17 protein-coding genes and 1 pseudogene are annotated in these 22413 nt (G+C 71.0%); 8 read left to right on the top strand and 10 right to left on the bottom strand.

Annotated features, from left to right (window positions below):
• Positions 1 to 37: 37 nt before the first annotated feature.
• From IF20_RS06425 to IF20_RS06405, 5 genes are read right to left on the bottom strand one after another with little or no spacing between them, the layout of a single operon-like run.
• Positions 38 to 1027 carry a transketolase family protein gene (locus IF20_RS06425; protein ID WP_052863965.1) on the bottom strand — a complete coding sequence of 330 codons (990 nt, stop codon included), beginning with the start codon at positions 1025 to 1027 and terminating at the stop codon, positions 38 to 40.
• Positions 1024 to 1866 (bottom strand): transketolase, encoded by an 843-nt coding sequence (locus IF20_RS06420; protein ID WP_110943855.1) that lies wholly within the window; start codon positions 1864 to 1866, stop codon positions 1024 to 1026. The genes IF20_RS06425 and IF20_RS06420 overlap by 4 nt, the downstream gene beginning before the upstream one ends.
• Positions 1863 to 3158, bottom strand: a complete 1296-nt coding sequence (locus IF20_RS06415) for a DegT/DnrJ/EryC1/StrS family aminotransferase (RefSeq protein WP_052863964.1) — start codon at positions 3156 to 3158, stop codon at positions 1863 to 1865. Before IF20_RS06415 ends, IF20_RS06420 begins: the two co-directional genes overlap by 4 nt.
• A gap of 43 nt (positions 3159 to 3201) precedes the next feature.
• Positions 3202 to 4263 (bottom strand): BtrH N-terminal domain-containing protein, encoded by a 1062-nt coding sequence (locus tag IF20_RS06410; protein WP_052863963.1) that lies wholly within the window; start codon positions 4261 to 4263, stop codon positions 3202 to 3204.
• A gap of 1 nt (position 4264) precedes the next feature.
• Positions 4265 to 4675, bottom strand: coding sequence for a hypothetical protein (locus IF20_RS06405; protein WP_234426521.1), 411 nt, complete (start codon positions 4673 to 4675; stop codon positions 4265 to 4267).
• Positions 4676 to 4733: 58 nt separating this feature from the next.
• On the opposite strand from IF20_RS06405, the gene IF20_RS40440 reads away from it, so the two are divergent.
• On the top strand, positions 4734 to 4856 hold the full coding sequence (locus IF20_RS40440; protein ID WP_267881121.1) for a hypothetical protein: 123 nt from the start codon (positions 4734 to 4736) through the stop codon (positions 4854 to 4856).
• Between the two features lie 144 nt (positions 4857 to 5000).
• Here the strand turns inward: IF20_RS40440 and IF20_RS06400 are convergent, their stop codons facing one another.
• Positions 5001 to 5732, bottom strand: a complete 732-nt coding sequence (locus tag IF20_RS06400; RefSeq protein ID WP_052863961.1) for a sulfotransferase-like domain-containing protein — start codon at positions 5730 to 5732, stop codon at positions 5001 to 5003.
• A gap of 251 nt (positions 5733 to 5983) precedes the next feature.
• On the opposite strand from IF20_RS06400, the gene IF20_RS06395 reads away from it, so the two are divergent.
• The 5 genes from IF20_RS06395 to IF20_RS06375 are packed head-to-tail and all read left to right on the top strand — an operon-like array spanning position 5984 to position 14323.
• Positions 5984 to 6862 (top strand): RimK family alpha-L-glutamate ligase, encoded by an 879-nt coding sequence (locus IF20_RS06395; protein ID WP_110943854.1) that lies wholly within the window; start codon positions 5984 to 5986, stop codon positions 6860 to 6862.
• Positions 6859 to 7983 carry a M20/M25/M40 family metallo-hydrolase gene (locus tag IF20_RS06390; RefSeq protein ID WP_052863960.1) on the top strand — a complete coding sequence of 375 codons (1125 nt, stop codon included), beginning with the start codon at positions 6859 to 6861 and terminating at the stop codon, positions 7981 to 7983. Before IF20_RS06395 ends, IF20_RS06390 begins: the two co-directional genes overlap by 4 nt.
• Positions 7980 to 12080: a non-ribosomal peptide synthetase gene (locus IF20_RS06385; protein ID WP_052863959.1), complete on the top strand. Its 4101-nt coding sequence runs from the start codon at positions 7980 to 7982 to the stop codon at positions 12078 to 12080. The genes IF20_RS06390 and IF20_RS06385 overlap by 4 nt, the downstream gene beginning before the upstream one ends.
• A 10-nt stretch (positions 12081 to 12090) precedes the next feature.
• Positions 12091 to 13245 (top strand): acyl-CoA dehydrogenase family protein, encoded by a 1155-nt coding sequence (locus IF20_RS06380; RefSeq protein WP_052863958.1) that lies wholly within the window; start codon positions 12091 to 12093, stop codon positions 13243 to 13245.
• Between the two features lies 1 nt (position 13246).
• Positions 13247 to 14323 carry an acyl-CoA dehydrogenase family protein gene (locus tag IF20_RS06375; protein WP_052863957.1) on the top strand — a complete coding sequence of 359 codons (1077 nt, stop codon included), beginning with the start codon at positions 13247 to 13249 and terminating at the stop codon, positions 14321 to 14323.
• 4 nt (positions 14324 to 14327) lie between these two features.
• Here the strand turns inward: IF20_RS06375 and IF20_RS06370 are convergent, their stop codons facing one another.
• The 4 genes from IF20_RS06370 to IF20_RS06360 all read right to left on the bottom strand — a co-directional run bounded on the left by IF20_RS06370 (position 14328) and on the right by IF20_RS06360 (position 19809).
• Positions 14328 to 15041: a response regulator gene (locus tag IF20_RS06370; RefSeq protein ID WP_052863956.1), complete on the bottom strand. Its 714-nt coding sequence runs from the start codon at positions 15039 to 15041 to the stop codon at positions 14328 to 14330.
• Positions 15042 to 15325: 284 nt separating this feature from the next.
• Positions 15326 to 15487: a hypothetical protein gene (locus IF20_RS38990; RefSeq protein ID WP_199896506.1), complete on the bottom strand. Its 162-nt coding sequence runs from the start codon at positions 15485 to 15487 to the stop codon at positions 15326 to 15328.
• Positions 15488 to 15612: 125 nt separating this feature from the next.
• Positions 15613 to 18633, bottom strand: a complete 3021-nt coding sequence (locus tag IF20_RS06365; protein WP_234426520.1) for an AfsR/SARP family transcriptional regulator — start codon at positions 18631 to 18633, stop codon at positions 15613 to 15615.
• A gap of 159 nt (positions 18634 to 18792) precedes the next feature.
• On the bottom strand, positions 18793 to 19809 hold the full coding sequence (locus IF20_RS06360) for a hypothetical protein (RefSeq protein ID WP_052863955.1): 1017 nt from the start codon (positions 19807 to 19809) through the stop codon (positions 18793 to 18795).
• 447 nt (positions 19810 to 20256) lie between these two features.
• On the opposite strand from IF20_RS06360, the gene IF20_RS06355 reads away from it, so the two are divergent.
• Together IF20_RS06355 and IF20_RS37450 are read left to right on the top strand one after the other, a co-directional pair.
• Positions 20257 to 20805, top strand: a complete 549-nt coding sequence (locus IF20_RS06355) for a DUF1062 domain-containing protein (RefSeq protein ID WP_052863954.1) — start codon at positions 20257 to 20259, stop codon at positions 20803 to 20805.
• 806 nt (positions 20806 to 21611) lie between these two features.
• A pseudogene (locus tag IF20_RS37450) lies at positions 21612 to 22086 on the top strand (IS5 family transposase); the annotation flags it as partial.
• Positions 22087 to 22413 lie beyond the last annotated feature (327 nt).

The following is a 22413-nucleotide window of genomic DNA, read 5'->3' as shown; positions in this document are numbered from 1 at the left end:
TCCTTTCGGAATTGTTGAGTCACGGGGCGGGAGGTGATCACGTCAGCACCGGCACACCGGCTGCCGACCGGTCCTCGCGCTCGCCCCTGCCGGGACCGGCGGCCGTGTCGAGGGCGGTACGCACCGTCTTCACCACCCGCTCCGCGGTGAGGTCGTAGTGCGTGACGAGGTGTTCCTGGTTGCCCACCTCGTTGACGAACTGATCGGGCATGCCCAGCCGCAGCACCCTCGTGGGTGCCGCCTCCGCCAGCGCCTCGGCCACCGCGCCGCCGAGGCCGCCGCTGCGCCAGTGCTCTTCGAGCGTGACCACGAGCGAGGCCGGCCGGGCCGCGGCCACCAGCGTCTCCGTGTCGAACGGCCGCAGGGTGTGCAGGTTCAGCACGGTGGCCTCGATGCCCTGCGCGGCAAGGACGTCCGCCGCCGCGAGGCAGGCGAGCACCGGGTACGGCCCGCAGCTCGCGAGCACCACGTCGCCGCCCTGCCGCAGCGTCTGGGCCTGCCCGATGACCGGTGCCGGGGCCGCGGGCAGCGCCGGCGTCGGCTTGCGGCCGAGCCGGACGTACAGCGGCCCGGCCAGGTGCACACTCTGCTCGACGAACGCCTCGGTGGCGGCGGCGTCGGCAGGCACCACCACGGTCATGCCGGGCAGTGCCCGCATCACGGCGAGGTCTTCCAGGGCCTGGTGCGTCGGCCCGAGGTGGCCAGCGGCGAGCCCGCCGTGGGTGGCCATGATGCGGACCGGCAGCCGGTTGTACGCGATGTCGATCTTGATTGCTTCCAGCGCCCGGGACGTGGCGAAGGCGGCCATCGTGTTGACGAACGGGATCCGCCCGCACGCGGCCATCCCGGCGGCCATGCCCATCAGGTTGTGCTCGGCGATGCCGATGTTGAGGTACTGGTCGCCGGCCGCCGCGGCGTGCTCGGCGTTGAACAGGCCGGTGTCGGAGTCCAGGCACATCAGCTCGGGGTGGCGCTCCAGCAGGGAAAGCAGCGTGTCCCGGTACGCCTCCCGCGTTGCGCGGCTCATCCGGCGACCTCCGTGGTGCGTAGGGCGCGCACCGCCCGCGCGTGGTTGCGCGCCGACAGCGTCACGTAATGGCTGGCACTGCGGCCGGCGAGGAACGGGAGCCCCTGGCCCTTGACCGTGCGCGCGATCAGCACGCTCGGCTTGCCCGGCTCCCACGGCGCGGCGTTGAGATGCTCCGCCAGCTGGTTCGGGTCGTGGCCGTCCACGTCGCGGACCGCCCAGCCGAAACTGCGCCAGCGGTCCGCCAGCGGCTCCATCGGCGCGATGCCGTCGGTGGCGCCGGTCAGCTGCAGTCCGTTGCGGTCCACCACCGCGACCAGCCGGTCCAGGCGCAGCGAGGCGGCCGCGATGGCCGCCTCCCACACCGAGCCCTCCTGGAGTTCGCCGTCGCCCAGCAGGACGAAGCTGCGCGCGGCACTGCCGGCGTACCGGGCGGCCAGCGCGAAGCCGCAGCCCAGCGCGAGACCGTGGCCGAGCGAACCGGTCGGCAGCTCCACACCGGGCACCGCGCGCACCGGGTGGCCCATCAGCCGGCTGCCGGGGCGTCCGTATCCGGCGAGCTCCTCGACCGGGAAGAAGCCCCGTTCGGCCAGCGTCGCGTACAGGCCGACTGCGGCGTGGCCCTTGCTGAGCAGGAAGCGGTCGCGATCCGGGTCGTCCGGCCGCTGCGGGTCCACGTTCAGCACCGAGAAGTACAGCGCGGCGAGGACGTCGGCGCAGGAGAACGCGCCGCCGAGGTGGCCGCCTTCGGGCCCCGCGCACATGTCGACGACGTGGGAGCGGATGCGTGCGGCGGCCGTGGCGAGGGTGTCCCGCTCCAGGGCCGTAGTGACTGTCATGAGGCCGCCTTCGCGAGCGTGGCCACCATGTCCTTGTTCGCCCACACCTTCTCGAAGGCGTCCGCGTACATGCCGAGCAGTTCGCCGGCGCCCGGGTGGAGGTGGCGCTTCTGGATGGTCAGGGAGTCGGCGATGACCGCGCGGGTCACCGGGTAGCCCTCCCCCGCGACCGTGCCGGGCGCGCCGGTCACGGACCACGGGTAGCCCGCGCCGAAGCCGACGCGGTCCACGAAGACCTTCTGGTCCGGCAGCGGCATGAGCTGGTACTGCGACATCGGTACGCCCTCGGCGCGCAGCAGCCGCCGCAGTGCCGAGCGCAGCGCCTCCGGCCGCACCCCGTCCAGGCCGAACGCGGCCGCGTCGAACCGGAACCGCAGGATGTGCCAGGCGTGGGTGGTGTCCGGCAGCGCGGTCGGCACCTGCAGGCCGGGCAGGGCCGCGAGTCGCCCGAGGAACGCGGTGACGTTCTGCTGCCGCGCGCGCTCGTAGGCGTCGAACCGGGCGAGCTGCGTGTCGGTGAACGCGGCCTGGAGGGCGTTCATCTTGTAGTTCCAGCCCAGGCCGTAGGAGATGTAGTCGCGGTCGCGACCGCTCTCGATCACCTCGCCGAACTGCCTGCCCTTGCGCATCGCCTCGGCCAGCTCGGCGCTGCGGGTCACCAGCAGGCCGCCTTCGCCACAGGTCGGGATGTTCTTGCTGACCTGGAGGCTGAAGGCGCCGGCGTCGCCGATCCCGCCGACCGGCCGCCCGCGGTGGGTCGCCCCGGGGGCCTGCGCGGCGTCCTCGATCACCGCGAGGCCGTGCTTGCGCGCGATCGCGGTGATCCGGTCCATATCGGCGGGCGCGCCGTGCAGGTGCACGGGGATGATCGCCTTGGTGCGGTCCGTGATCCGGCGCTCCACGTCGGCCGGATCGATGTTGAAGGTGACCGGGTCGATGTCGGCGAACACGGGGACGGCCATCTGGTGCACCGGTGCGAGCCCGGTGGCGATGAAGCTGAGCGCGGGCACGATCACCTCGTCCCCTGGCCCGACGCCCAGCGCGGCCAGCGCGAGGGCCAGTGCCGCGGTGCCGTTGGACACCGCGACACAGTGCTCGAAGCCGAAGCGGCGGGCCCAGTTCTCCTCCAGGGAGGACACCGGGTTCGCGCCGTCCGTGTCGGACACCAGCCGTGCGCCGTCGAGCGCGTCGAGGACGGCCTTGCGGTCCTCCTCCTCGACCAACGGCCACTGCACCCGGCGTCGGTCTCTCGGCACGGCCGCCGTGCCGCCGAACGCTGCCAGCTTGTTCATCACTCTCCACTCCACAGGGCCACGGTGGTCGATGCGTGTGCGGTCACAGCCGCGCCGCCGCCGCGCCGACGGCATCGACAGCACGCTGGTAAGCGCCGCGCAACACCGTGGCGTGATGCGCGATGTCGGAGGCGACCGCGCGCGGGTCCTCAAGTCCGTGTGCGCCGGTGAACCGCAGTCCGGTCCACGCGTGCGCGACGGCCTCGACCGCGCGTCCTGCTCCGGCGAGCGCCGGATCGTCCCATTCGCGGCCGCAGCGGCGCAGCAGTTCACCGTGGAGCGACGCCTGCGCCTGCATGGCCCAGCCGAACGGGTACAGCTCGCGGAGCGCGCCGGCGTCCGCGGCCCGGCAGCGCTCGACCAGTTCCGCGGCGAACTCGTCGTATCCGGCGAGGCCGGTACGGGCGGAGCTGTCCGGGGACGCCGTGGTGAAGCCGGCGGCGTCGATGCGCAGGTATCCGCCGAGCAGTTCGGGCGTCAGGGGCGCCGGCGGGACGTCGAGCCGGACGTCGAGGCAGCGTCGGCCGATCCGCGAGTCGCTGAAGAAGGCGTCCTGGTCGTCGGTCGGGTTCGCCGAACCCCAGCTCGACAGGAACTTCTCGATCGGGACGGCACCGCGGAACGCGGGCGGCATCGCGTCCGAGACGTGGACCACTCCGCGGGTCTCGTCCAGGCCGTAGATCACCACCAGGTGGGCGGCGTGCACGTCCCCGTACGCGGGCCGGAACGGCAGGTGGAAGTTGTCCACGGCAGCGATGACCGGCCGGTCGTCGGCCAGCGACGCGCGCACCTCCCGCCAGACGTCGTTCTCGTCGGCGGGCTGCCACCAGCGCGCGTGCAGGTCGTGGTGCGGTGCCAGTGCGGCACCGAGGTCGGTCCCACCGGACTCGCCGGTGGGGCACGGGTAGTAGAACTCCTCGGACCTGATGTCGCCCGGCAGGTGGAGGAACCGCCAGCCCGCGCCGAGCACGGCCAGCGGGTCGGCCCCCTCCCGTATCAGAAGCGAACCGAACGTGGCCTGGAGGCAGCTGATGAGGTCGCGGTACCACCACTCGGGTTCCGGACCGGTGATCATGTACGTCCGTGCCGTCGCGTCGACGGTCATGTCAGGGCTCCGTCCGCTGGAGGGTGACCGCGAAGACATGCACCGCGACGTTGCGGGGCAGCAGGATGCCGGTCAGGCCGGCCCGCCGGGTGACCGGCACGCGCTGCGCCCACATGACCGCCGGCACGCCTCGTTGCACGTGGTGCGGGTAGTGCATGACGAGGCTCTCGAACGCCTTGACCTCGCCGAACCACGCGGGCGCCGCCCAGAAGTCGGAGATTCGGAGCGGTTCCGTGTCGACCGCGCCGTCGGCGAAGTTCAGCTCGACGGTGTCCTCGCAGCGCCGTTCGGACGCGGCCAGGACATGGATCCAGTCGTACCGGCCCTCGGGGACGCGAATGAACTGCCCGGCACAGCGGACGTTGTCCGGTCCGTCGAGGACCGGAGGGAACTCGAAGGGAACACCGTCCACGTGGACCAGACTCTTGCCCTCGGGCAGGTATTCGGCCGCAAACGAGTTCCGCCATACATTGAATGCCCCCGCTCTGGTCTCCGTCGCCGCGGAGATGGCCGTGTTGTTGCGATGGCCGGAGATATCGACCGTCTCGCACAGCCTGCTTCTGGCGGAGGACACCGAAATGCCCGTCAAGTGACCCACCTCACTGAAACACCATTTTAGGTACCGAACCTAGCCCGGTCATGCACGCTCTTCGTCCGCAATCCGATTACCCTGGTCAGCCGAAACGCTGTCCGACGCATTCGCCGGGTAATCATGTCGACTATTCCGGTCGGCACGGTCACGGTCGGAGCGCGACAGCGCGCAACTTCTCGTAGTACGGCCGGTGGTAATCGCGGTAGGCCCGCAGCGTCGGGTCCGCCTCGACCGCCTCGGCCCCGCCGTCCGAGCTCCGCGCGAAACCGGCGGTCCGGCTGGTCGACCGGTGCCACTTACTGGTCGACTGCCATTCCGGCCGCATGCCGGGTTGCCAGCTCAGCGCGTCGGGCAGGAAGGGAATGCCCACGGCCTCGCAGTATGCCCGCACGGTCTCGACCGGCCGGTCGAGCAGGTCGTCGGAGTCGATCACGACCGGCGTGCTGCCGGTGGCGGCCTGCACGGCGGTGAAGATCTCGTACAGCCGGGCGAAGCCGATCTCGTCGCGGCCGAGGTCCGGGTTGAGCGCATGGTGCGACGCGATGGCCTCGGCCGGGTCCCGGATGATGAAGGTGTGCGTCGCGGCCGAGAGGAAGGCCTCGTCGGCGAGGAGCGCCGGGTAGTGGAAGTCCGTGGTGTCCTTGAAGAACACCGGCTGCTCCGCCGCGAGGGCGCGAAGCGCCGCGAGCACGTCCTGCTCGGTGCGCGCGGTCCGGTCGCCGACCGTCACCTCGCCGAAGTCGACCACCCGGGAAAGCGGTTCGTGCACGACGACGTGATCGCCCCGCTCCGTCATCATCCGCGCGAAAGCGGTGGAGCGGCAGCGCGGCGCGCTCCACAAAGCGAGCACCGGTATCCGCTCCGGTGTGTGTCCCACGTTTTCCCCCTCGTCTCTTGTCTGCAGCGAACTATTGCGCTGACCATTCAAATCCAGACAAGCGTGGCACAGCGGCCGACCGGACCGTGTAATCAGAATTCGCAGCGGCTCGGCGGGAAAGTCAGCGAAATGCGTCCCCGGCAATGAATTTGTCGCGGACGCTCCCGGCGTCGGCGAGCTCGTAGTTTCCTTTCCACGCGGCAGCTCGGGCATGCCGTCCGGTCAACCAGTGGTCCTAATACGGAGGTCACGTGTCAGCGACACCAGAGCGCCCAGGTGACTGCAATATCGCCGTACTCGCCAGCCGGGTCGGTGCGGACGAGAAAAGGCTGTTCGACGCATTCGACCGGCGCGGTGTCCCCTTCGAGCACGTCGACACGCGCCGGCAATGGTTCCTGGCCGGCCGGCGTGACCTGCCCTGGCAGCTCGCCCTGAACCGGGAGATCGGCCAGGTCCGCGCGGCGTACGCGGCCCGCTGCCTCGCCGCGGCGGGCGTCGAGGTGGTCAACAGCGCGGACGCGACCGAGGTGTGCGGCGACAAGTGGCGCACCACCATGGCCCTGGAGGCGGCCGGGGTGCCGACGCCGCGCACCGCGCTCGGCCTCACCCCGGAGGCCGCGCTGGCCGCCCTGGACTCCGTCGGCTACCCGGCGCTGATCAAACCGCTGGTCGGCTCGTGGGGCCGGCTGGTGGTCCCGCTGCCCGACCGCGCCAGCGCGGAAGCTGTGCTGGAGTACGCCGCCGCGCTGCCCGGCCCGCAGTCGCACCTCGGGTACGTGCAGGAGCTGATCGAGAAGCCCGACCGGGACATCAGGGTGATCGTGGTCGGTGGTCAGGTGCTGGGCGCCGTGTACCGGACCGGCGAGTCCTTGCGTACCAATGTGGCGCTCGGCGGGCAGACCCGGCCGTGCGAGGTGACCCCGGAGATCGACAAGCTCTCCCTCACCGCGGCCGCCACCGTCGGCGCCGACATCGCCGGTGTCGATCTGATCGAGGACCGTGACGGCCGGCTGCTGGTCCTGGAGGTCAATCACCGGGTCGAGTTCTCCGGTTTTCAATCCGCACTCGGCGACCGGGTCGATGTCGCGGACCACATCGTCGACCACCTACTGGAACGAGCGCAACGATGAATTGGGCGTTCACTTCTTCGGGCAACGTCACCGAGACGTACGCCGCCGGACTGCTGCGCGAGATGCTGGAGATCCCCTCCTCGTCCTATCAAGAGCGCGCGCTGGCGGACTATTTGGTCGAAGCAATGACGGGTCTGGGCTTCGATGCGCACATCGACGGCGTGGGCAATGTGATCGGCGTGATCGAGCGCGGCGCCGGCCCGACCGTGATGTTGCTGGGGCACATGGACACCGTCTCGGGCCATTTCCCGGTCCGCTCCGAGGACGGCCGGCTCTACGGCCGCGGCGCGGTGGACGCGAAGGGACCGCTCGCGGCGATGATCTGTGCCGCGGCCGGCGCGGTGGACTTCCCCGGCCGGATCGTGGTGGTCGGCGTCGTCGAGGAGGAGACCCCGCGCTCGCGTGGCGCGATGGCGATCCGCGCCACCCACGCCCGGCCGGACGCGCTGATCATCGGCGAACCGAGCGGCTGGTCGAGCGTGGTGCTCGGCTACAAGGGCAAGCTGGACCTCCGCTACACCGTCAAGTGTCCGGCCACCCACCCGAGCAACCCGGTGCCGAAGGCCTCCGAACTGGCCGTCGCCTGCTGGGACGCGCTGGTCGAGCTGCTCGGGCCGGACGCGAGCCACGCCGTGTTCGACCGGCCCGGCGCGACCCTGTGCCAGCTCAACGGCGATCTGACCACGGCGACGGCGGACCTCAGCATCCGCATCCCCCCGGGGTTCGACGTCGAGGCGCTGGTGAACGGGTTGCGTGACCGACTGCCGGCCGGCGACCTCGACGTGTTGAACTCGGTGGCGGCCTGCCGGGTGGGCCGGGCCGACCCCGCGGTGCGCGCGCTGGTGTCCGGCATCCGGCAGCTGCACGCCCGGCCGCGTCTCGTGGTCAAGACGGCCACCTCGGACATGAACACCCTCGCCGAGGTCTGGGACATCCCGATGGCGACCTACGGCCCGGGCGACAGCAGCCTCGACCACGCCGATGACGAGCACATCGTGCTGTCGGACTACCTGCGCGGCATCGACGTGCTGACCCAGGCGCTCTCGGAGTTGGCGCACCTGCCCGTGCGCGCGGACGCCCCGGCGAGCGCCGCGCCGCTGCCCGTGAGGAGCCTCCGGTGACCGACCTGACCCAGCGCCTCGCCGCGCTGCCCGCACAGCGTCGTACGCAGTTCCTCACCCGGCTGCGGGAGCACGCGGAAGCCGTGGCGGGGCGAGGCCCCACATCGCGCGGTGACACGGGCCCGACGCCGCTGTCGCACGCGCAGCAGACCCTCCGGTTCTTCGACCACCCGACGCCGGACGGCCCCGCCTCCGGTACTCCGCTGTGCCTGCGTCTGCAGGGTGCACTGGACGCGGACGCGCTGCGCTCGGCGCTGGCCTCCGTCGTGGCCCGGCACGAGGCGCTGCGCACCGCGATCGTGCCGCGCGAGGGCGGCCCGATGCAGGTCGTCGCCACCGAGGTCCCGGTCGAGCTGCCGGTGATCGAGGCGGCGGGCGACGACCACGAACAGCGGCTGGCCGCCGCGCGGGCACTGGTCGAGCAACGGGCCGCCGAGCCGTTCGACCTGAGCCGGACGCCGATGTGGCGCGCGGCGCTGGTCAGGGTGGCGTCGGAGGATCACCTGTTCCTGCTCGACGTCCCCACCGTCGTCTGCGACGACCGGTCGCGCGAGGTGCTGGTGCGTGACCTCGCCGAGTTCTACCGTGCCGCGCGCGACGGCGACGCACCACGGCTGCCCGACCTGCCCGTGCAGTACCCGGACCACGCGGTGTGGGAGCGCGACCGGCTCGGCAGCGGCGACCTGGACGAGCGCGCCGCCTACTGGCGGGACAAGCTGGCGGGCGCCGAGGTGCTGGAGTTCCCGACCGACCGGCCGCGCGGCGAGGCACGGACCTTCGCCGGCGACAGCGGCAGCTTCGCCGTGGACCACGGCGCCCTGGCGCGGGCGAGGGAACTGGCCCGGGAGGAGGGCGCGAACCCGTCCGACGTCCTCGTCGCCGCGTTCTTCACCCTGCTGCACCGCTACTCCGGCCTGGCCGACCTGGTGATCGGCTCGCCGGACGCGCACCGGCGGTACGACTCCCTGTCCTCGGTGCTCGGCCTCTTCACCGACGTACGGGTGCTGCGCGCCGACCTGACCGGCGACCCGACCTTCCGCGAGCTGGTCCAACGGGTCAAGCGGGTCTCGTCCGAGGCGTACGCGCAGGGCGGCCTGCCGTTCGACAAGCTGGTCGAGGCGGTGGACCCGGTCCTCGACCCGTCCCGCTCCCCGCTCTTCCAGATCGCCTTCGGCGTGCAGAGCGCCGCCACCACGACCGACTTCCCCGGCGTCGCCGCCTCGCGGGAGGACGTCCGGACCCGCACCTCCCGGTTCGACATGAGCTGGAACCTGGCGGAGCAGGCGGCTCCCGGCGCCGACGCGCTCCTCGCCATCGAGTACAACACCGACCTGTTCGACGCCGAGAGCATCGCCCGGTTCGCCCGGCACTACGACGGACTGTTGCACACCCTGACCGCCGCTCCGGACGCTCCGCTGTCCGCCGCCGAGGTACTGAGCCCGGCGGACAAGGCGTTCCTGGCCGAGGTCGGCAGCGGGCCGGTCCGGCCGATACGCGAATCCACGATCGTGGCGGAGTTCGAGGCGCGCGTCCGGGAGGCCCCGGACAGCGTGGCGGTCGTCGTCGCCGGCGTCGAGACCACGTACGCCGAGCTCAACGCCCGGGCGAACCGGCTCGCCGCCCTGCTGCGCGAGCGCGGCGTCGAGCCGGGCGCGCGGGTCGGCCTGTGCCTGCGCCGGAACGCGGACGTGCCGGCCTCGATCCTCGCGGTGCTGAAGGCCGGCGCGGCCTACGTGCCGCTCGACCCGACACATCCCCCCGGGCGGGTCGCGGAGATCGCCGCCGACGCGGAGGTGCGGGTGGTGATCGCCCACGCCGAGGCCGACAAGGCGGTGAGCGAGGTCGCCACGCCCGTCATCACGCTGGACGACGTCCGCGCGGAACTGGCGGCACTGCCCGACCACAATCCCCCGCTCGCCGCGCAGCCCGGTGACGTCGCGTACGTCATCTACACCTCCGGCAGCACCGGCAAGCCGAAGGGCGTGCTGCTCGAACACCGCGGCGTGGTCAACTTCATCGACTCCACGCGGGACCTGTTCGACCTGACCCCGGCCGACCGGGTGCTCGGATTCGCGTCGGTGACCTTCGACGTCTCCGTCTTCGAGACGTTCTCGGCGCTGCTGACCGGGGCACGCCTGTGCCTGGCGACCGACGACGAACGGCTGTCCATCGACCGGCTCCAGTCGCTGATGGAACGGGCCGGCATCACCGTCATCGACCTGCCGCCCACCGTGATGCCGCTGCTGGCGCCCGAGAAGTTCGCCGACCTGCGGATCGCGTTCGTCGGCGGCGAGGCCTTCAGCGGTGAGCTGGTGAACCGGTGGAACCCCGGCCGGCGGCTGTTCAACGGCTACGGGCCCACCGAGTGCACCGTGACGATGATCGTGGAGGAGTGCCCGGGCACCTGGGACGCCTCGCCGCCGATCGGCCTGCCCATGACCAACCACGTGGCGCACGTGCTGGACCGCGACCTGCGCCAGGTGCCGGTCGGCGTGCCCGGCGAGCTGGTGATCGGCGGTGCCGGGCTGGCGCGCGGCTACCTCGGCCGGGACGAGCTGACCGCGGAGAAGTTCGTCGCCGACCCGTTCGGCACCGCGCCCGGTGGGCGGCTGTACCGGACCGGGGATCTGGTGAAACGGCTGGCGGACGGGCGGCTGGTCTTCCTCGGCCGGATCGACCAGCAGGTCAAGATCCGCGGGCTGCGGATCGAACTGGGCGAGGTGGAGTCGGCGTTGACCGGCTTCGACGGCATCGGGCCGGTCAGCGTACAGGCGTGGGCCGACGACAACGGCGACAAGCACCTGGTCGGCTACCTGACCGGCATCGCCGAGCAGCAGGTGCCGGCGGTGCGCGAGCATCTCGGCACGCTCCTGCCGTCGTACATGATCCCGTCGTACTTCGTGGTCCTCGACGAGCTCCCGCTCACCAGCAGCGGCAAGGTCGACCGGCGTCGCCTGCCCGCGCCGGACGTGAGCCGGGCGGGCGACGGGCACCACGACGAGTCGCTCACCGCGACGGAGCGCCGGCTGCTGCGCGACGTGCTCGCTCCCCTGCTGCGCGACGACCGGCTCGGCGTGCACGACGACTTCTTCCTGGCGGGCGGCAACAGTCTCCAGGCCGTCCAGCTGATGTCGGCGATCCACCGCAGGTTCGGGGTGGAGATCGCGCTCGGCGACTTCTTCGTCTCGCCCACCGTCGCCCACCTGGCCGCCACCATCGACACCGCCCGCGCCGCACGGCGCGACGAGGACGACCCGCTCGATGCGCTGGAGAGCCTGTCCGGACGGGAGACCACCCGGACCCCCGCGCCGGGCGACGACCGCGCGCCGGTGGTGATGCGCGCGTCGGGTCCGGCGCAGGCGATCCTGCTGCACCCCTCGGGCGGCGCGCTGTTCTGCTACATCCCGCTGGTCAGGGCGTTGCGCGAGGACATCGGGGTGACCGGCTTCGCCGCCGATCCCCGCGATGCCGCCGTCGCTCCGCAGGACGGGATGGCGGCGACCGCCGCCCGGATCGCGCAGTCCCTGATCGAGAGCGGCCTGCCGGAGTCGTGCTGCCTGGCCGGCTGGTCCTACGGCGGCGTGCTCGCCTTCGAGGTCGCCCGGCAGATCGAGCGGAAGACCGGGGAGCGCCCGCCGGTGGTCCTGTTGGACGCCGCCTACGACGAGGACACCGTCCCCCTCGACGAGCCGACGGTGCGGCAGCGGTTCGTGCACGACGTCGCCCGGCTGACGGGGCGCGACGGCCCGGAGGTGCACGCGGTCCTCGACGACCCGACCGCCGGCGTGGCCGACGTCAGGGAGACCCTGACGCGCCTCGGCGTCGACCTGGAACTCACCGAGGAGGAGCTGGCCGCCCGCTTCGCCACCTTCCGGTCCTGTGCCCTGTCGATGCAGGCGTACCGCCCCCCGACCCCGTACGGCGGACCGGTCACCGTGCTCACCGCCTCGCCCCACCTCGCCATGGAAGAGCAGTGGCGGGCGGTGTGCACGGGCCCGTTCCGGGCCGAGAGCGTGCCCGGAGACCACTACACCCTTTTCACAGAGCCGGCGTTGAGCCGGGTCGTCGCGGCGATCGAGCAGACGCTCGCCACCTGAGGAGACGTACATGCGGTTCGGATTCACCGAGGATCAACAACGGTTCCGGGCGAACGTGCGCAAGGCGCTGCGCTCCGCCGAGGTGCGTGCCGCGGCGGCGGAGGCCACCGGCGCGTACGGTGTCGAACCGGACGCGCGCCCGCTCTACCGCCTGCTCGGAAAGCTGGGCCTGCTCGCCGTGCACTGGCCCGTCGAGTACGGCGGCGAGGGCCGCCCGCCGACCGATGCCGCGATCGTCGCCGAGGAACTGGTGCGCGCGGGAGTGCCGGACACGTTCCACGTCAACACCATCCAGATCGTCGGCCAGTTCCTGCTGATGGCGGGCAGCGACGAGCAGAAGCGCCGGTACCTGCCCGCGCTCGCCCGCGGGGAGAGCTTCGCCTCGGTGCTCTACACCGAACCGGACGCCGGGTCGGACCTCGGCGCGCTGCGGGCCGTCGCCGAACCCGACGGCGACGGCTACCGGATCACCGGCACGAAGGTGTTCAGCCTCAAGACACGCTTCGTCGACCTCGGGCTGTGCGCGGCCCGTACGACGCCGGACGCCGGGAAGTACCAGGGCATCAGCCTGTTCCTGGTCGACATGGGCGCTCCCGGTGTGACGGTGTCGATGATCCCCGGCGTCGGCGACGAGCACTTCCACCGGGTCGACCTCGACGCGGTCCCGGTGTCGGGCGAGGACCTCCTCGGCCCGCGCGACGAGGGATGGCCGCTGCTCAACGAGGCACTGGCCATCGAACGCACCGGGCTCGACTACTACCTCAAGGCGGAGCACTGGTTCGAGGCCGCGCTGGAGGCGCTCATCGAGCGCGCCCCGGACTCCCCGCACGACGACCGCCTCGAACAGATCGGCCGCTGGTACGGCGCGCTCACGGCCGACCACGTCCTCGCCTGGGAGGTGCTCACCGGGCTGGCGTCGGACCGGGTCGACCCGGTCTCGGCAGCCGTCGCCAAGTACCACAGCAGCGAACTCGCCCAGGGCATCGCCGCGTGGGCCGCCGACATCCCCGGCCCCGAGCAGCGCGCGCACGGCACCAGGGCGGCCGTGACCCTGGACTCCGCCTACCGGGAGGCGCCCGGGCTCACGCTGTCGGCGGGGACCTCCGAGGTGATGCTGCAGATCATGGCCGCCGCGTTCGACTCCATCGGACAGGAAGAGCACTGACATGGACCTCACCCCCGACCCGCTCGCCCGCCGGCTGCGCAAGGCGTTGCGTACCGGCCTGGCCGGCGTCCCCGCCCGGACGGACCTGCACGGCGCACCGGTGACCGACGGGCCCGCGGGCCCGACCCGGGCGGTGCTCGACGCGCTGGGTGTGACCGACTACGAACGGCCGGCCGCCGCCGGCGGCCTCGGCCTCGGCCTGACGGCCGGCGTGCTCGTCAGCGAGGAACTCGGCCGCGCGGCATGCGGCAACTCCTACCGGGCCGACGCGCTGGCAGCGGACCTGGGCGGCCCGGCGGGCGCGGCACCGGCCGGACTGGAAGCGCTGCCGGTCGGCGGTGGGGTCACGGCGACCCCGCGCGCGGGCGGCTGGACACTGACCGGCACGGTCACCGTCGACGACGTGGGCCACGGGCCGCTGCTGGTGGCCACCAGGACAGGCGAGGAGCCGGTGCTCGTCGCGGTGGAGCGCGAGGCGGCCGGCGTCACCGTGGCCGACGGGTGCTGGCCCCCGGCCGTCCGGTTCGAGGCCACGCCGGTCACCCCGGCGGACGTGGTCGGGACGCTGGATGACGCACCCACCGGTCCCCTCGCCAGGGCGCGCCTGCGGCAGGCCGCCTACCTGCTGGGCATCGCCGACGGCGCGCACCGGATCGCGGTGGGGTACGGAGGTTTCCGGCGGCAGTTCGGCACCCGGCTGCGTGATCTCCCCGCGGTCTCGTTCCCGCTGGCGCGGGCCATGGTGGCGGTGCGCGCGACCAGGGCCGCGGTGTACCGAGGGGCCTGGTCGGTCGACTCCGCGCCGGACGCCGTCGGCTGCCTGCCGGCCACGGCACTGGCGATGGCCGCCGAGACCGCGCGCGACGTGGTGCGGCTGAGCATGCAGAGCTGCGGGGTGCGCGCCATGACGGCAGAACTGGGCCTGCACCGGTACTTCCGGCTGGCCGCGGCCGAGTCCACCCGGTACGGCGATCCGGCCGCGCTGTGGCGGCTGGTCGGCGCCGACCGGCTCCGGGCAGCCCGGCGCGCCGCGGCCGGCGCGGAGCTTCCGGTCGCGGCGTCGGTCGCCCGGTCGTAGGGGCTCAACTCGCGCGCAGCCCCACCGGCGCCGCGACCCTGTCGTCGCCGAGGGGCTGCCCGACCGAGTGGATGAGGCCGGTCCGGTAGGCCAGTGACACCAGCTCGGCGCGGTCGCGGACGCCGAGCTTGGTGCGCACGCGGTAGAGGTGGGTACGGACCGTGGCTTCGCCGATGATCAGCTCCCGGGCCACCTCCTCCGTGGACATGCCCTGCGCCACCATCCGGGTCACTTCCCGTTCCCGCGGGGTCAGCTCGGTCACCTCCGGGCACGCCTCGGCTTCCTGGGGTTCCGGCTGCGCGCGGAACCACGAGACCAGGCGCTCCGCGATCTTGGGCGCGAGCATGGTCCGGCCGGCGGCCGCCGCCTGGATCGCGGAGATCAGCTCCTGCGGGCTCGCGTCCTTGCCGAGCAGGCAGCTCGCGCCGGCATGCAGCACATCGCTCACCGTCTTGTCGGTGTCGGACGCGGTGAACACGACGACGTTGGGTGGTGCCTCCTCCTTGTCGAGTCTGCGGATCATCTCCAGGCCGGAGATGGTCTGGAGGCTCAGGTCCGTGACCACGACATCGGGACGCATGGTGCGCACGAGAACGATGGCTTCCATGCCGTTGTGGGTCGTACCGATCACATCGATGTCCGACACCGCGTCGAGGAGGGTCTTCAGACCGTCCGCGATGACGGGCAACTGGTCACAGATGAGCACCCGAATCGTCATTGTGTTCCCCCTGGTCAAGAATTGGGCAGAAGCCTCGCTGTGGTGAACGGGACCGCCACACCTCCGACACACGACGCGTGACGCCCCGGTTCGAGGGAGACCATCGTGCTCTCAGGCATTGCAGGACTCGGTACAGGCCTCACTGCAGCGCTCGCGGATCGCGCGAGACTCCCACCGGGCGGCACCTGTTCGGCCTTGACGGCGTGACGTGCATCAAAGGGTGCGATGCGAGGGCGGACCGGACGCGGTCCGCCGCCCGTCGCGGTGTCGAATGTCAGCAGGCCTCAGCCGTTGCCGTTGTTGTCCCCGGTAACGGCCACGTCCGTCATGGGAGCGGAGGCGACGGAGTACTGCTGAACGGTCGCCGGCGCTTCGGCGGCGACGGCAGAGGCCGTGAAACCCCCGAGAAGAGCGAGGACGGTGGCGGCGACAGAGGTGACGCGCATTTTCGGACTCCTTGGAGAAGCTGGGCTGTTCTGACTCCGCAGATGCTCCCGATCCCTCTTCCCGGCCCGTTCCCCTCTGGACACCCGCCCGATCCCCACGCCGTGGGCCCCCCGACGTAACGGACTCACCAGGCGATCTCCGGCACCCTCATCAGGGAGAAGAGGCCCTCCGCCGCCGAGCGGTGCCGCCTGGCCATTTGCAGGCGGCCCTGGGCCTCGACGGTACGAGCGAGACCCCACAACGCGCACGCCTCGTCGTAACGCAACTCCATGCGGCAGGCGATCTCGTGGGCCAGGAGCTGCTGGGCCTGGGCCATGTCCAGGTCCCCCTGCGCGTACCGCACGCGTCCGACCGAGAGGTGCACGGTGGCTCGGTGGATGTCGTCCGTACTGCTGGTGGCCTTGGCGAGGGCGTGCCCGACGCTGTCCGCCGCCTCCTCCAACTCGCCCATCCGGAGCAGCACATCGGCCCTGCGGGCGAGGACGAGCGGCAGCACCGAGGGCATGCTCATGCGCTGGCACCGTTCCAGCGCCGCGTCGGCCCGGGCGAGCGCCTCCTCGAAACGCCCCAGGCCCTCGATCGCCTGGGAGAGATTGCTCAGCGCGTCGACGGAGAGCTGCACCTCCTTGATCGAATCGAAGATGGCCACCGCCCGCTGGGCCGACTCCGCCGCCTCCTCGAACCGCCCGAGCCGCACCTGGATCTGGCTCATCGTGCTCAGCGACGAGCCGTCGAGCCGGGTGAAGTCCAGCTCCTGCGCCCGCGCATTGGCCTCCTGGCACAGCTGCAGCGCGCGTTCCAGCTCCCCCATGCTGTTGTACGCCTGTCCCAGCCGGGCCCGGCACTCCGCCTCGCTGTGCACGTCCTCCATCAGCCGGGACAGGTCCACGGCTTCCTCCAGCCGGGTGACCGCGTCCCGCAACTGCCCCAGCCGCCACTTGCCCATGGCCAGGTTCATCAGGTTCAGCCGGGTCAGAGGCTGGTCGCCGAGCTTCCGGGACGCGCTGACGCCCTTCTCCAAAGCCTCGTTCGCGCTGGCGTCGTAGCCGCGGATGCTGGAGTGGAAGCCCAGCTCACGCGGCAGCCGCGCGGCGTGCCACAGCAACCCACCGTGGTACGCGGCGTCCACCGCCGCCAGCAGGCTGTCGCGGTGCTGGTCGAGCCACTGGAGCGCCTTGTCCTCGTGGTCGAACTCGTCGCACTCCTGCCCTTCCGCGTCGCAGGTCCCGAACCGGCGCCGACCGGGGAACAGCGTGTCGCACGCGGCTTCCGCCGTGCTCAGGTAGTGGTCCAGCAGTCGCCGTACCGCCTGCCCGTCCTCCGGCGCCCGCTCGTCCTGCGCGACCCGTTGCACGAAGCTGCGCACCAAGTCGTGCAGCGCGTAGACCCCCCGCTCCCTGGCCTCCAGCAGCCGTACGTCGACCAGCTCCTCCAGCACGTCCTCGGCCGTCAGGGCGTCCGTGTCCAACAGCGCGGCGGCTTCCTCTGCGTCCAGATAGCGTCCGGGGTGGTGGCCGAGCAGCCGGAAAGCGGTGCGCTGGTCCGGGGGCATGGACTGGTACGACAGCAGCAGTGCGCCCGCGACGCCCCGGCCCTCGCTGGTGAGTTCGTCCAGCCGCCGGTCGTGGTCCCGCAACCGTTCGACCAGTCGCTGGACGGTCCAGTGCGGGCGGTTCGCCAGCCGCGCGGCGGCGATGCGCACCGCCAGCGGGAGCCCGCCGCACAACCGCAGCAGCTCACGGGAGGCGTCGGGCTCTTTCACGACGCGTTCGACACCGAGGGTGTTGCGCAGGAGTTGGTGACCGTCCAGCTCCGGAAGCGCGCCCACGGAGAGCCACTCGGCTCCATCCAGTCCGGTCAGCCGCGGGCGGCTGGTGATCAGCACCAGGCTGTCGGAAGAGGCGGGGATCAGCGCCCGTACCTGCTCGGAGGCGGCGGCGTTGTCCAGGACCAGCACCATGCGACGGCCTCGCATGTAGGACTGCCAGCGCGCGGCGCGGCCCGCCGGCACCGTGGGCACCTCGTCGCTGGGAATGCCGGCGGCGGCCAGCAGGTCGCCCTGCGCGTGGAACGCGCTGAGCGGCGCCTGGCCCGGCGTGAAGCCGTGCAGGTCGATGAAGAGACTGCCGTGCGGATACCGCTCGGCCAGTTGATGGGCGGCGCGGATGGCCAGGGCGGTCTTGCCGCCGCCGCCCATGCCGTCGAGCGCCAGGACCGTCGGCGACCCTTCCGGGGCGCGCCTGGCCGTGTCGCAGATCCACTGCAGCTCGGAGCTGCGGCCCGAGAAGTCGGGCACGTCGAACGGCAGCGCGTGCGGGGCCTCGGCCGCCGGGGGCGGGACACGGGACGCGGTGCGCTCCGGACGGATGAGCGACGGGTCCTGCCGCAGGATGCGTTCGTGCAGTGCGGTCAGCTCCACGCCGGGGTCGATCCCCAGTTCGTCCGCGAGATGGCTCCGCACACGCGCGAACTCGTCCAGTGCGGCGGCCTGTTGACCGGAGTGGTACAGGGCGAGCATGAGCCGGCTGCGCAGCGTCTCGCGCAGCGGATGCTCGTCCACGAGGACCCGCAGCTCGCCGGTGATCTCGGCGGCCTCGCCCGCGTCGATGCACAGGTCGTAGAGCTGCTCGGCGGCGGTGAGCCGCTGCTCCTCCAGGGCCGTCGAGGCGGCGTCGACCACCCGGCCGCCGGAACCGGACAGCACCGGTCCGCGCCACAGCGCCAGCGCCTCCCGCAGCTGCCCGGCGGCCTGCTCCGTCTCCCCCTCCTCCAGCGACTCCCTGGCCCGCCGCAGCAACTGCTGGTAGCGGAGCAGGTCGAGTCGTTCGGTGGCGACGACCGCGCGGTAGCCGGGCCCGTCGGTGACGATGATGTCGGGGCCGTGCGGGAGGCGGCTGCGCAGCTTGGCCACCGTCTTGCGCACCTGGTGCTCGGCGCTGTCCGGCGGTTCCTCATTCCAGGCGGCCGCCACCAGTCGGGAGATGGGTACGACGCGCCCCGCTTCGAGGAGCAGCGTCGCGAGGACACGTCGTTGCAGGGCCCCGTTGACCGGGATGAGAGTGCTGCCGCTACGGATCTCCAGAGATCCCAGAATGGCGAACTCCGGTTGAGGACTTGTGTCGTCTTCAATTTGTCTCGATGTCACGGCCCGCACCCTGACCTCCCCCGTCAGCGATGAGATGGGACACGCCTCCTCGCGAGAGTAGATCATTGCGTGGAGAACCCGCACCCGGCGTGTTCACATCCGCTTGCCGCCGCCGTGCATTCCCTGCTTCAGAAGGAGAACATAACCACCCGGAGCGCGTTATCGGGAGGCCGGTCGGATATCGGCGACAAGATCTTGTCGCGCCTTGGCCACCCGTTCACGGGTGATCTCCGGGGTATCGCCCTCGACGACCACATAGGCGCGCCGGGCGCGCGGGTCGCCGACGGGTGGGATCCGGTCCCCGACGGCGTACGGGAAACGGGCCCCGCGCACCCACGGGGACACGGCGATGTCCTCCGTACCGGTGTACGTCTCCAGCCGCCCTTCCGGCAGCAGGAAGAAGCCGACCTCCGCGTACCGGGAAGCGCTCGGCACGACCGGGGTGCTGCCCAGGAGCCCCGTGAAGACCGCCGCCTCCAGGTCGAACCCGCGCGCGATGTCGACGAGCAGCGGGATACGGTCGGCACCCAGCTGCGCCCGACAGGACACGATCCGCGGCCCGTCGACCTCTAAGGCCACCTCCGTGGTGGCCGGCCCTGAACGGTATCCACTCGCCGTCAGCCGCTCCTCGACCGCCGCCCCGATGATCTTCCGCTCGTCGTCGGTCAACGGCGCCGGATGAAGGTGGCCGGTCACGAAGAAGTGCGGCGGCCCGGTCGTGCGTTGAGCCGTCATGCCCACGACATGGTGGACTCCGTCCACGGTCAGCGTCTCGACACCGACCCTGGGGATCTCGGCGGGAGACAGGTCAGCACCTGCGCAGAGCTGGAGCCGTTCGTACGCTCCCGGGGGATTCGGGGACAGGCCCAGCCGCCAGGCTTCCTGGGCCACCGGCACGACGGTGCTGCCGTGCCCGCAGTGCAGCACCGCGTCGATGCCATGGCGCCGCGCGGTCCGCGTGATGACCTCGCGCAGCCCGGCCTCGTCGGTGAAATCGGTGAGCAGTAGCTGTTCGGAGGCGTCCTCGATACGTGGTGCGAAGTCGGCCTCCAGCTCCGACGGATCCCATACCGACCAGATACGGAACCCCATTTCGACGCCCTTCCGCACCAGTTGGTGGCTGGGCATCACCATCAGCAGCTTGAACTGCGAGCTCCTCGGGGAGTGTGCACACATAACGGCCACTGTGTACTGGGGACTTCCCGCCCTGTTCCCTTTCCCTTCCCCACTCGGGCCCCGGGCGGCCCCGGACCGGTAAGCGAAATACGTAGCCACGACGCATACGCATCAACGCCACGCTTACCCACGGATCAACCTGCCGTGGACGCGCAGGACGCCGGCGCTCCGTAGCGTCCTTCATACTCACCGGGAGGCACCCAAGTCACCCCGCTCGCACCGGTGTTGGTACCCAGATCGCCCTACAGACCCTGGCGGTGAGATGTCCGAAAACCGGTGGAGCAGTGCCGCTGTGTGTCACTACCATGCTGCCGACCCAAGTCGTCCAGCCGAGGACCTGCCGTTGTACACCCTGTGAGACCTCCCGAGCGCTAATGCGTCGCGCGTCGCGCCTGTGCGCCGCGCTCCTTTCTGCTGCGGATTTCTCACTGGAACAGGTGTACTTCTGTGCTCGAAAACTGGGTAGTCGAACCCGTCCGTCTGCCGCTCATTCGCCGCCGTTGCCACGACTGCGCGTCCGAGACCTTCCGGACCAGCGGCAAGTTCCGCGTCAACGCGAACCACAAGCTCCTCGACGTGTGGCTCCTCGCGCTCTGCACCGCGTGCGGTGAGACGACGAAACTCACGGTCATGGAGCGGGTGAACGTTCGCTCCGTACGCTCCGACCTGCTGGACCGGGCGCACGACAACGACCCCGGCCTGGCGGCCGAGCTGCTCCAGGACTCGGTCGTACGGCGCCGCAATCGCATCGCCCTCGACTGGGACAACGCCTGGCGCCTCGACACCGGCGAATCGGACCACGCGGACCGCGAGGTGCGGGACGTCTCCGTCCGCTTCACCGCGCAGATCCCCGTCCGACCGGTACGCCTGATCGCCGAAGGCTGCGGCCTCTCCCGGAGCGAGGTCGAGCGACTGATCGCGGACGGCAAAATCGTGTCGGCAATCCGCCTGAGCGGCAAGGTCTCCAACGACTTCACCTTCACCCTCAAGCCCTGAGTCCTATCCACCCGGGGTCCGTCCGGCAGCGATAACGAAAACCACCGAGGGCCCGACTCAAAAGAGTCGGGCCCCTGCTGGCTTACGCGTACCGCCTGATTAATGTGGCGGCACTCGGCTCGCTATACGTTGAAGCGGAACGTGGGGCGGCCGATTTTGACCTGCGACGGAGGTCCTTCTAGGTAGCTGACCTGGGGTTTCGGCGATTGGTTGCGTTGGTCGTCGGTTGGCGTTTACGGGGGTCCTGCGGACTGTCTGCGGACTGGGCGAGGCGCCCGTCCGCGGGCACCCAGGGCGCGCTGACTGCGTTTGGAGCGTACTGGCGTGCGGCGTCGAATGCCCTGCGGTAGCAGGCGCGCTCTGCGTCACTCGGGTCCGGAATCCGGAGGAACCGGCCTGCCTTCTGTACGTCCGTGGCGCCTGGTCAACCCCTGCCGCCCTTCACCGCAAAAGCTCCAGCACTCTCCGCTTCTGAGACTCTGGCGTGAAGTAGACATCATGCCTGACCTCGTTGGGCCCGACTATCCTCACACAGCCCACTGACAAACCAAGAAGGACGTGAGCATCAACGTCTCGGTCGCAGCGACAACGCGGTCGCCGCGACATCCGCTATGGCCTGTCCCGGAGCACGCGCGTGGCATCAATGGGACGCATATGGCTGCGTGTGCTGGAAAGACGCGATACGAGGAACTCGCGGAGTCGGAGCAGCAGGTCGTTGCCGCGACAAGCCCGACCAATCACACCAACGACCTGCGCACCGCATCGACCAACGAAGCCGCACGCACATCGCCGGAGCCGCTGATGATCTGCCTCATGAGGCCGACTTCCCGCCCTGGCAATCGGTCTACGGCTACTTCGCCAAATGGCAGAGGGACGGCATCTTCGCCCAGCTGGGCGGTCTGCTGCGGGATTGGTGCACCAGCAGGAGGGCAAGCACTGCCACCCCTCGGCCTGCGTGATCGACGCACAGAGCGTGAAGACCTCCACCTCCGTGCCCGCCAGGACGCAGGGCATCGACGCGGGCAAGAAGATCGTGGGCCGCAAACGCAGCATTATCACCGGCACCCTCGGCCTGCTGCGGGATTCACCCCAATCCCGAAACGCTCGACCATCGAGCGGACCTACGGCTGGCTGATGCTCCACCGCCGCCTGGCGTGCGACTACGAAACCCTGCGCGCTCGCTCCGAAGCCATGACCCATCTCGCCATGACCTACCTCATGGCCCGCCGCCTCACCAGCGAGAACACCGTCTCCTGGCGCGACCCGACATCACCCCATTAAATCCGCATTCCGGGATGAAACAACCGGAGAAAACGACCTCTGATAAGGAGTCCAAGGCCGTGTAGAGCGTTTACCTCGCGAGAAACGGCACATCAACGTTTTCCCGCTTTGGAGCCCCTGGCCGACGAAGGCCGGGGAGCGGGGCGACACCCGGTTGGCTCCCAGAAGCCCCCCATTCCCACTCCCACTCCAAACGGTCGGCACCGACGGACAGCCCCATCACGTCGAGCATCTAGGGTGTTAACGACGAACCACGCGCCCCGCCAGGCGCACACAACCATCGCACCTAACGGTGAAACCGCCGCTACCCAGCGGTCGCGCGTGTCC

It is taken from the genome of Streptomyces niger, from assembly GCF_000718305.1.
Classification (GTDB): domain Bacteria; phylum Actinomycetota; class Actinomycetes; order Streptomycetales; family Streptomycetaceae; genus Streptomyces; species Streptomyces niger.
Note: the sequence above shows the minus strand (reverse complement) of the source record. Positions and strands in the feature narration are given on the sequence as shown.

Excerpts from the sequence above, each read along its gene's own strand:
- IF20_RS06425 (WP_052863965.1), bottom strand. The coding sequence starts at position 1,027 with ATGAGCCGCGCAACGCGGGAGGCGTACCGGGACACGCTGCTTTCCCTG.
- IF20_RS06420 (WP_110943855.1), bottom strand. The coding sequence starts at position 1,866 with ATGACAGTCACTACGGCCCTGGAGCGGGACACCCTCGCCACGGCCGCC.
- IF20_RS06415 (WP_052863964.1), bottom strand. The coding sequence starts at position 3,158 with ATGAACAAGCTGGCAGCGTTCGGCGGCACGGCGGCCGTGCCGAGAGAC.
- IF20_RS06410 (WP_052863963.1), bottom strand. The coding sequence starts at position 4,263 with ATGACCGTCGACGCGACGGCACGGACGTACATGATCACCGGTCCGGAA.
- IF20_RS06390 (WP_052863960.1), top strand. The coding sequence starts at position 6,859 with ATGAATTGGGCGTTCACTTCTTCGGGCAACGTCACCGAGACGTACGCC.
- IF20_RS06380 (WP_052863958.1), top strand. The coding sequence starts at position 12,091 with ATGCGGTTCGGATTCACCGAGGATCAACAACGGTTCCGGGCGAACGTG.
- IF20_RS06375 (WP_052863957.1), top strand. The coding sequence starts at position 13,247 with ATGGACCTCACCCCCGACCCGCTCGCCCGCCGGCTGCGCAAGGCGTTG.
- IF20_RS06370 (WP_052863956.1), bottom strand. The coding sequence starts at position 15,041 with ATGACGATTCGGGTGCTCATCTGTGACCAGTTGCCCGTCATCGCGGAC.
- IF20_RS38990 (WP_199896506.1), bottom strand. The coding sequence starts at position 15,487 with ATGCGCGTCACCTCTGTCGCCGCCACCGTCCTCGCTCTTCTCGGGGGT.
- IF20_RS06360 (WP_052863955.1), bottom strand. The coding sequence starts at position 19,809 with ATGTGTGCACACTCCCCGAGGAGCTCGCAGTTCAAGCTGCTGATGGTG.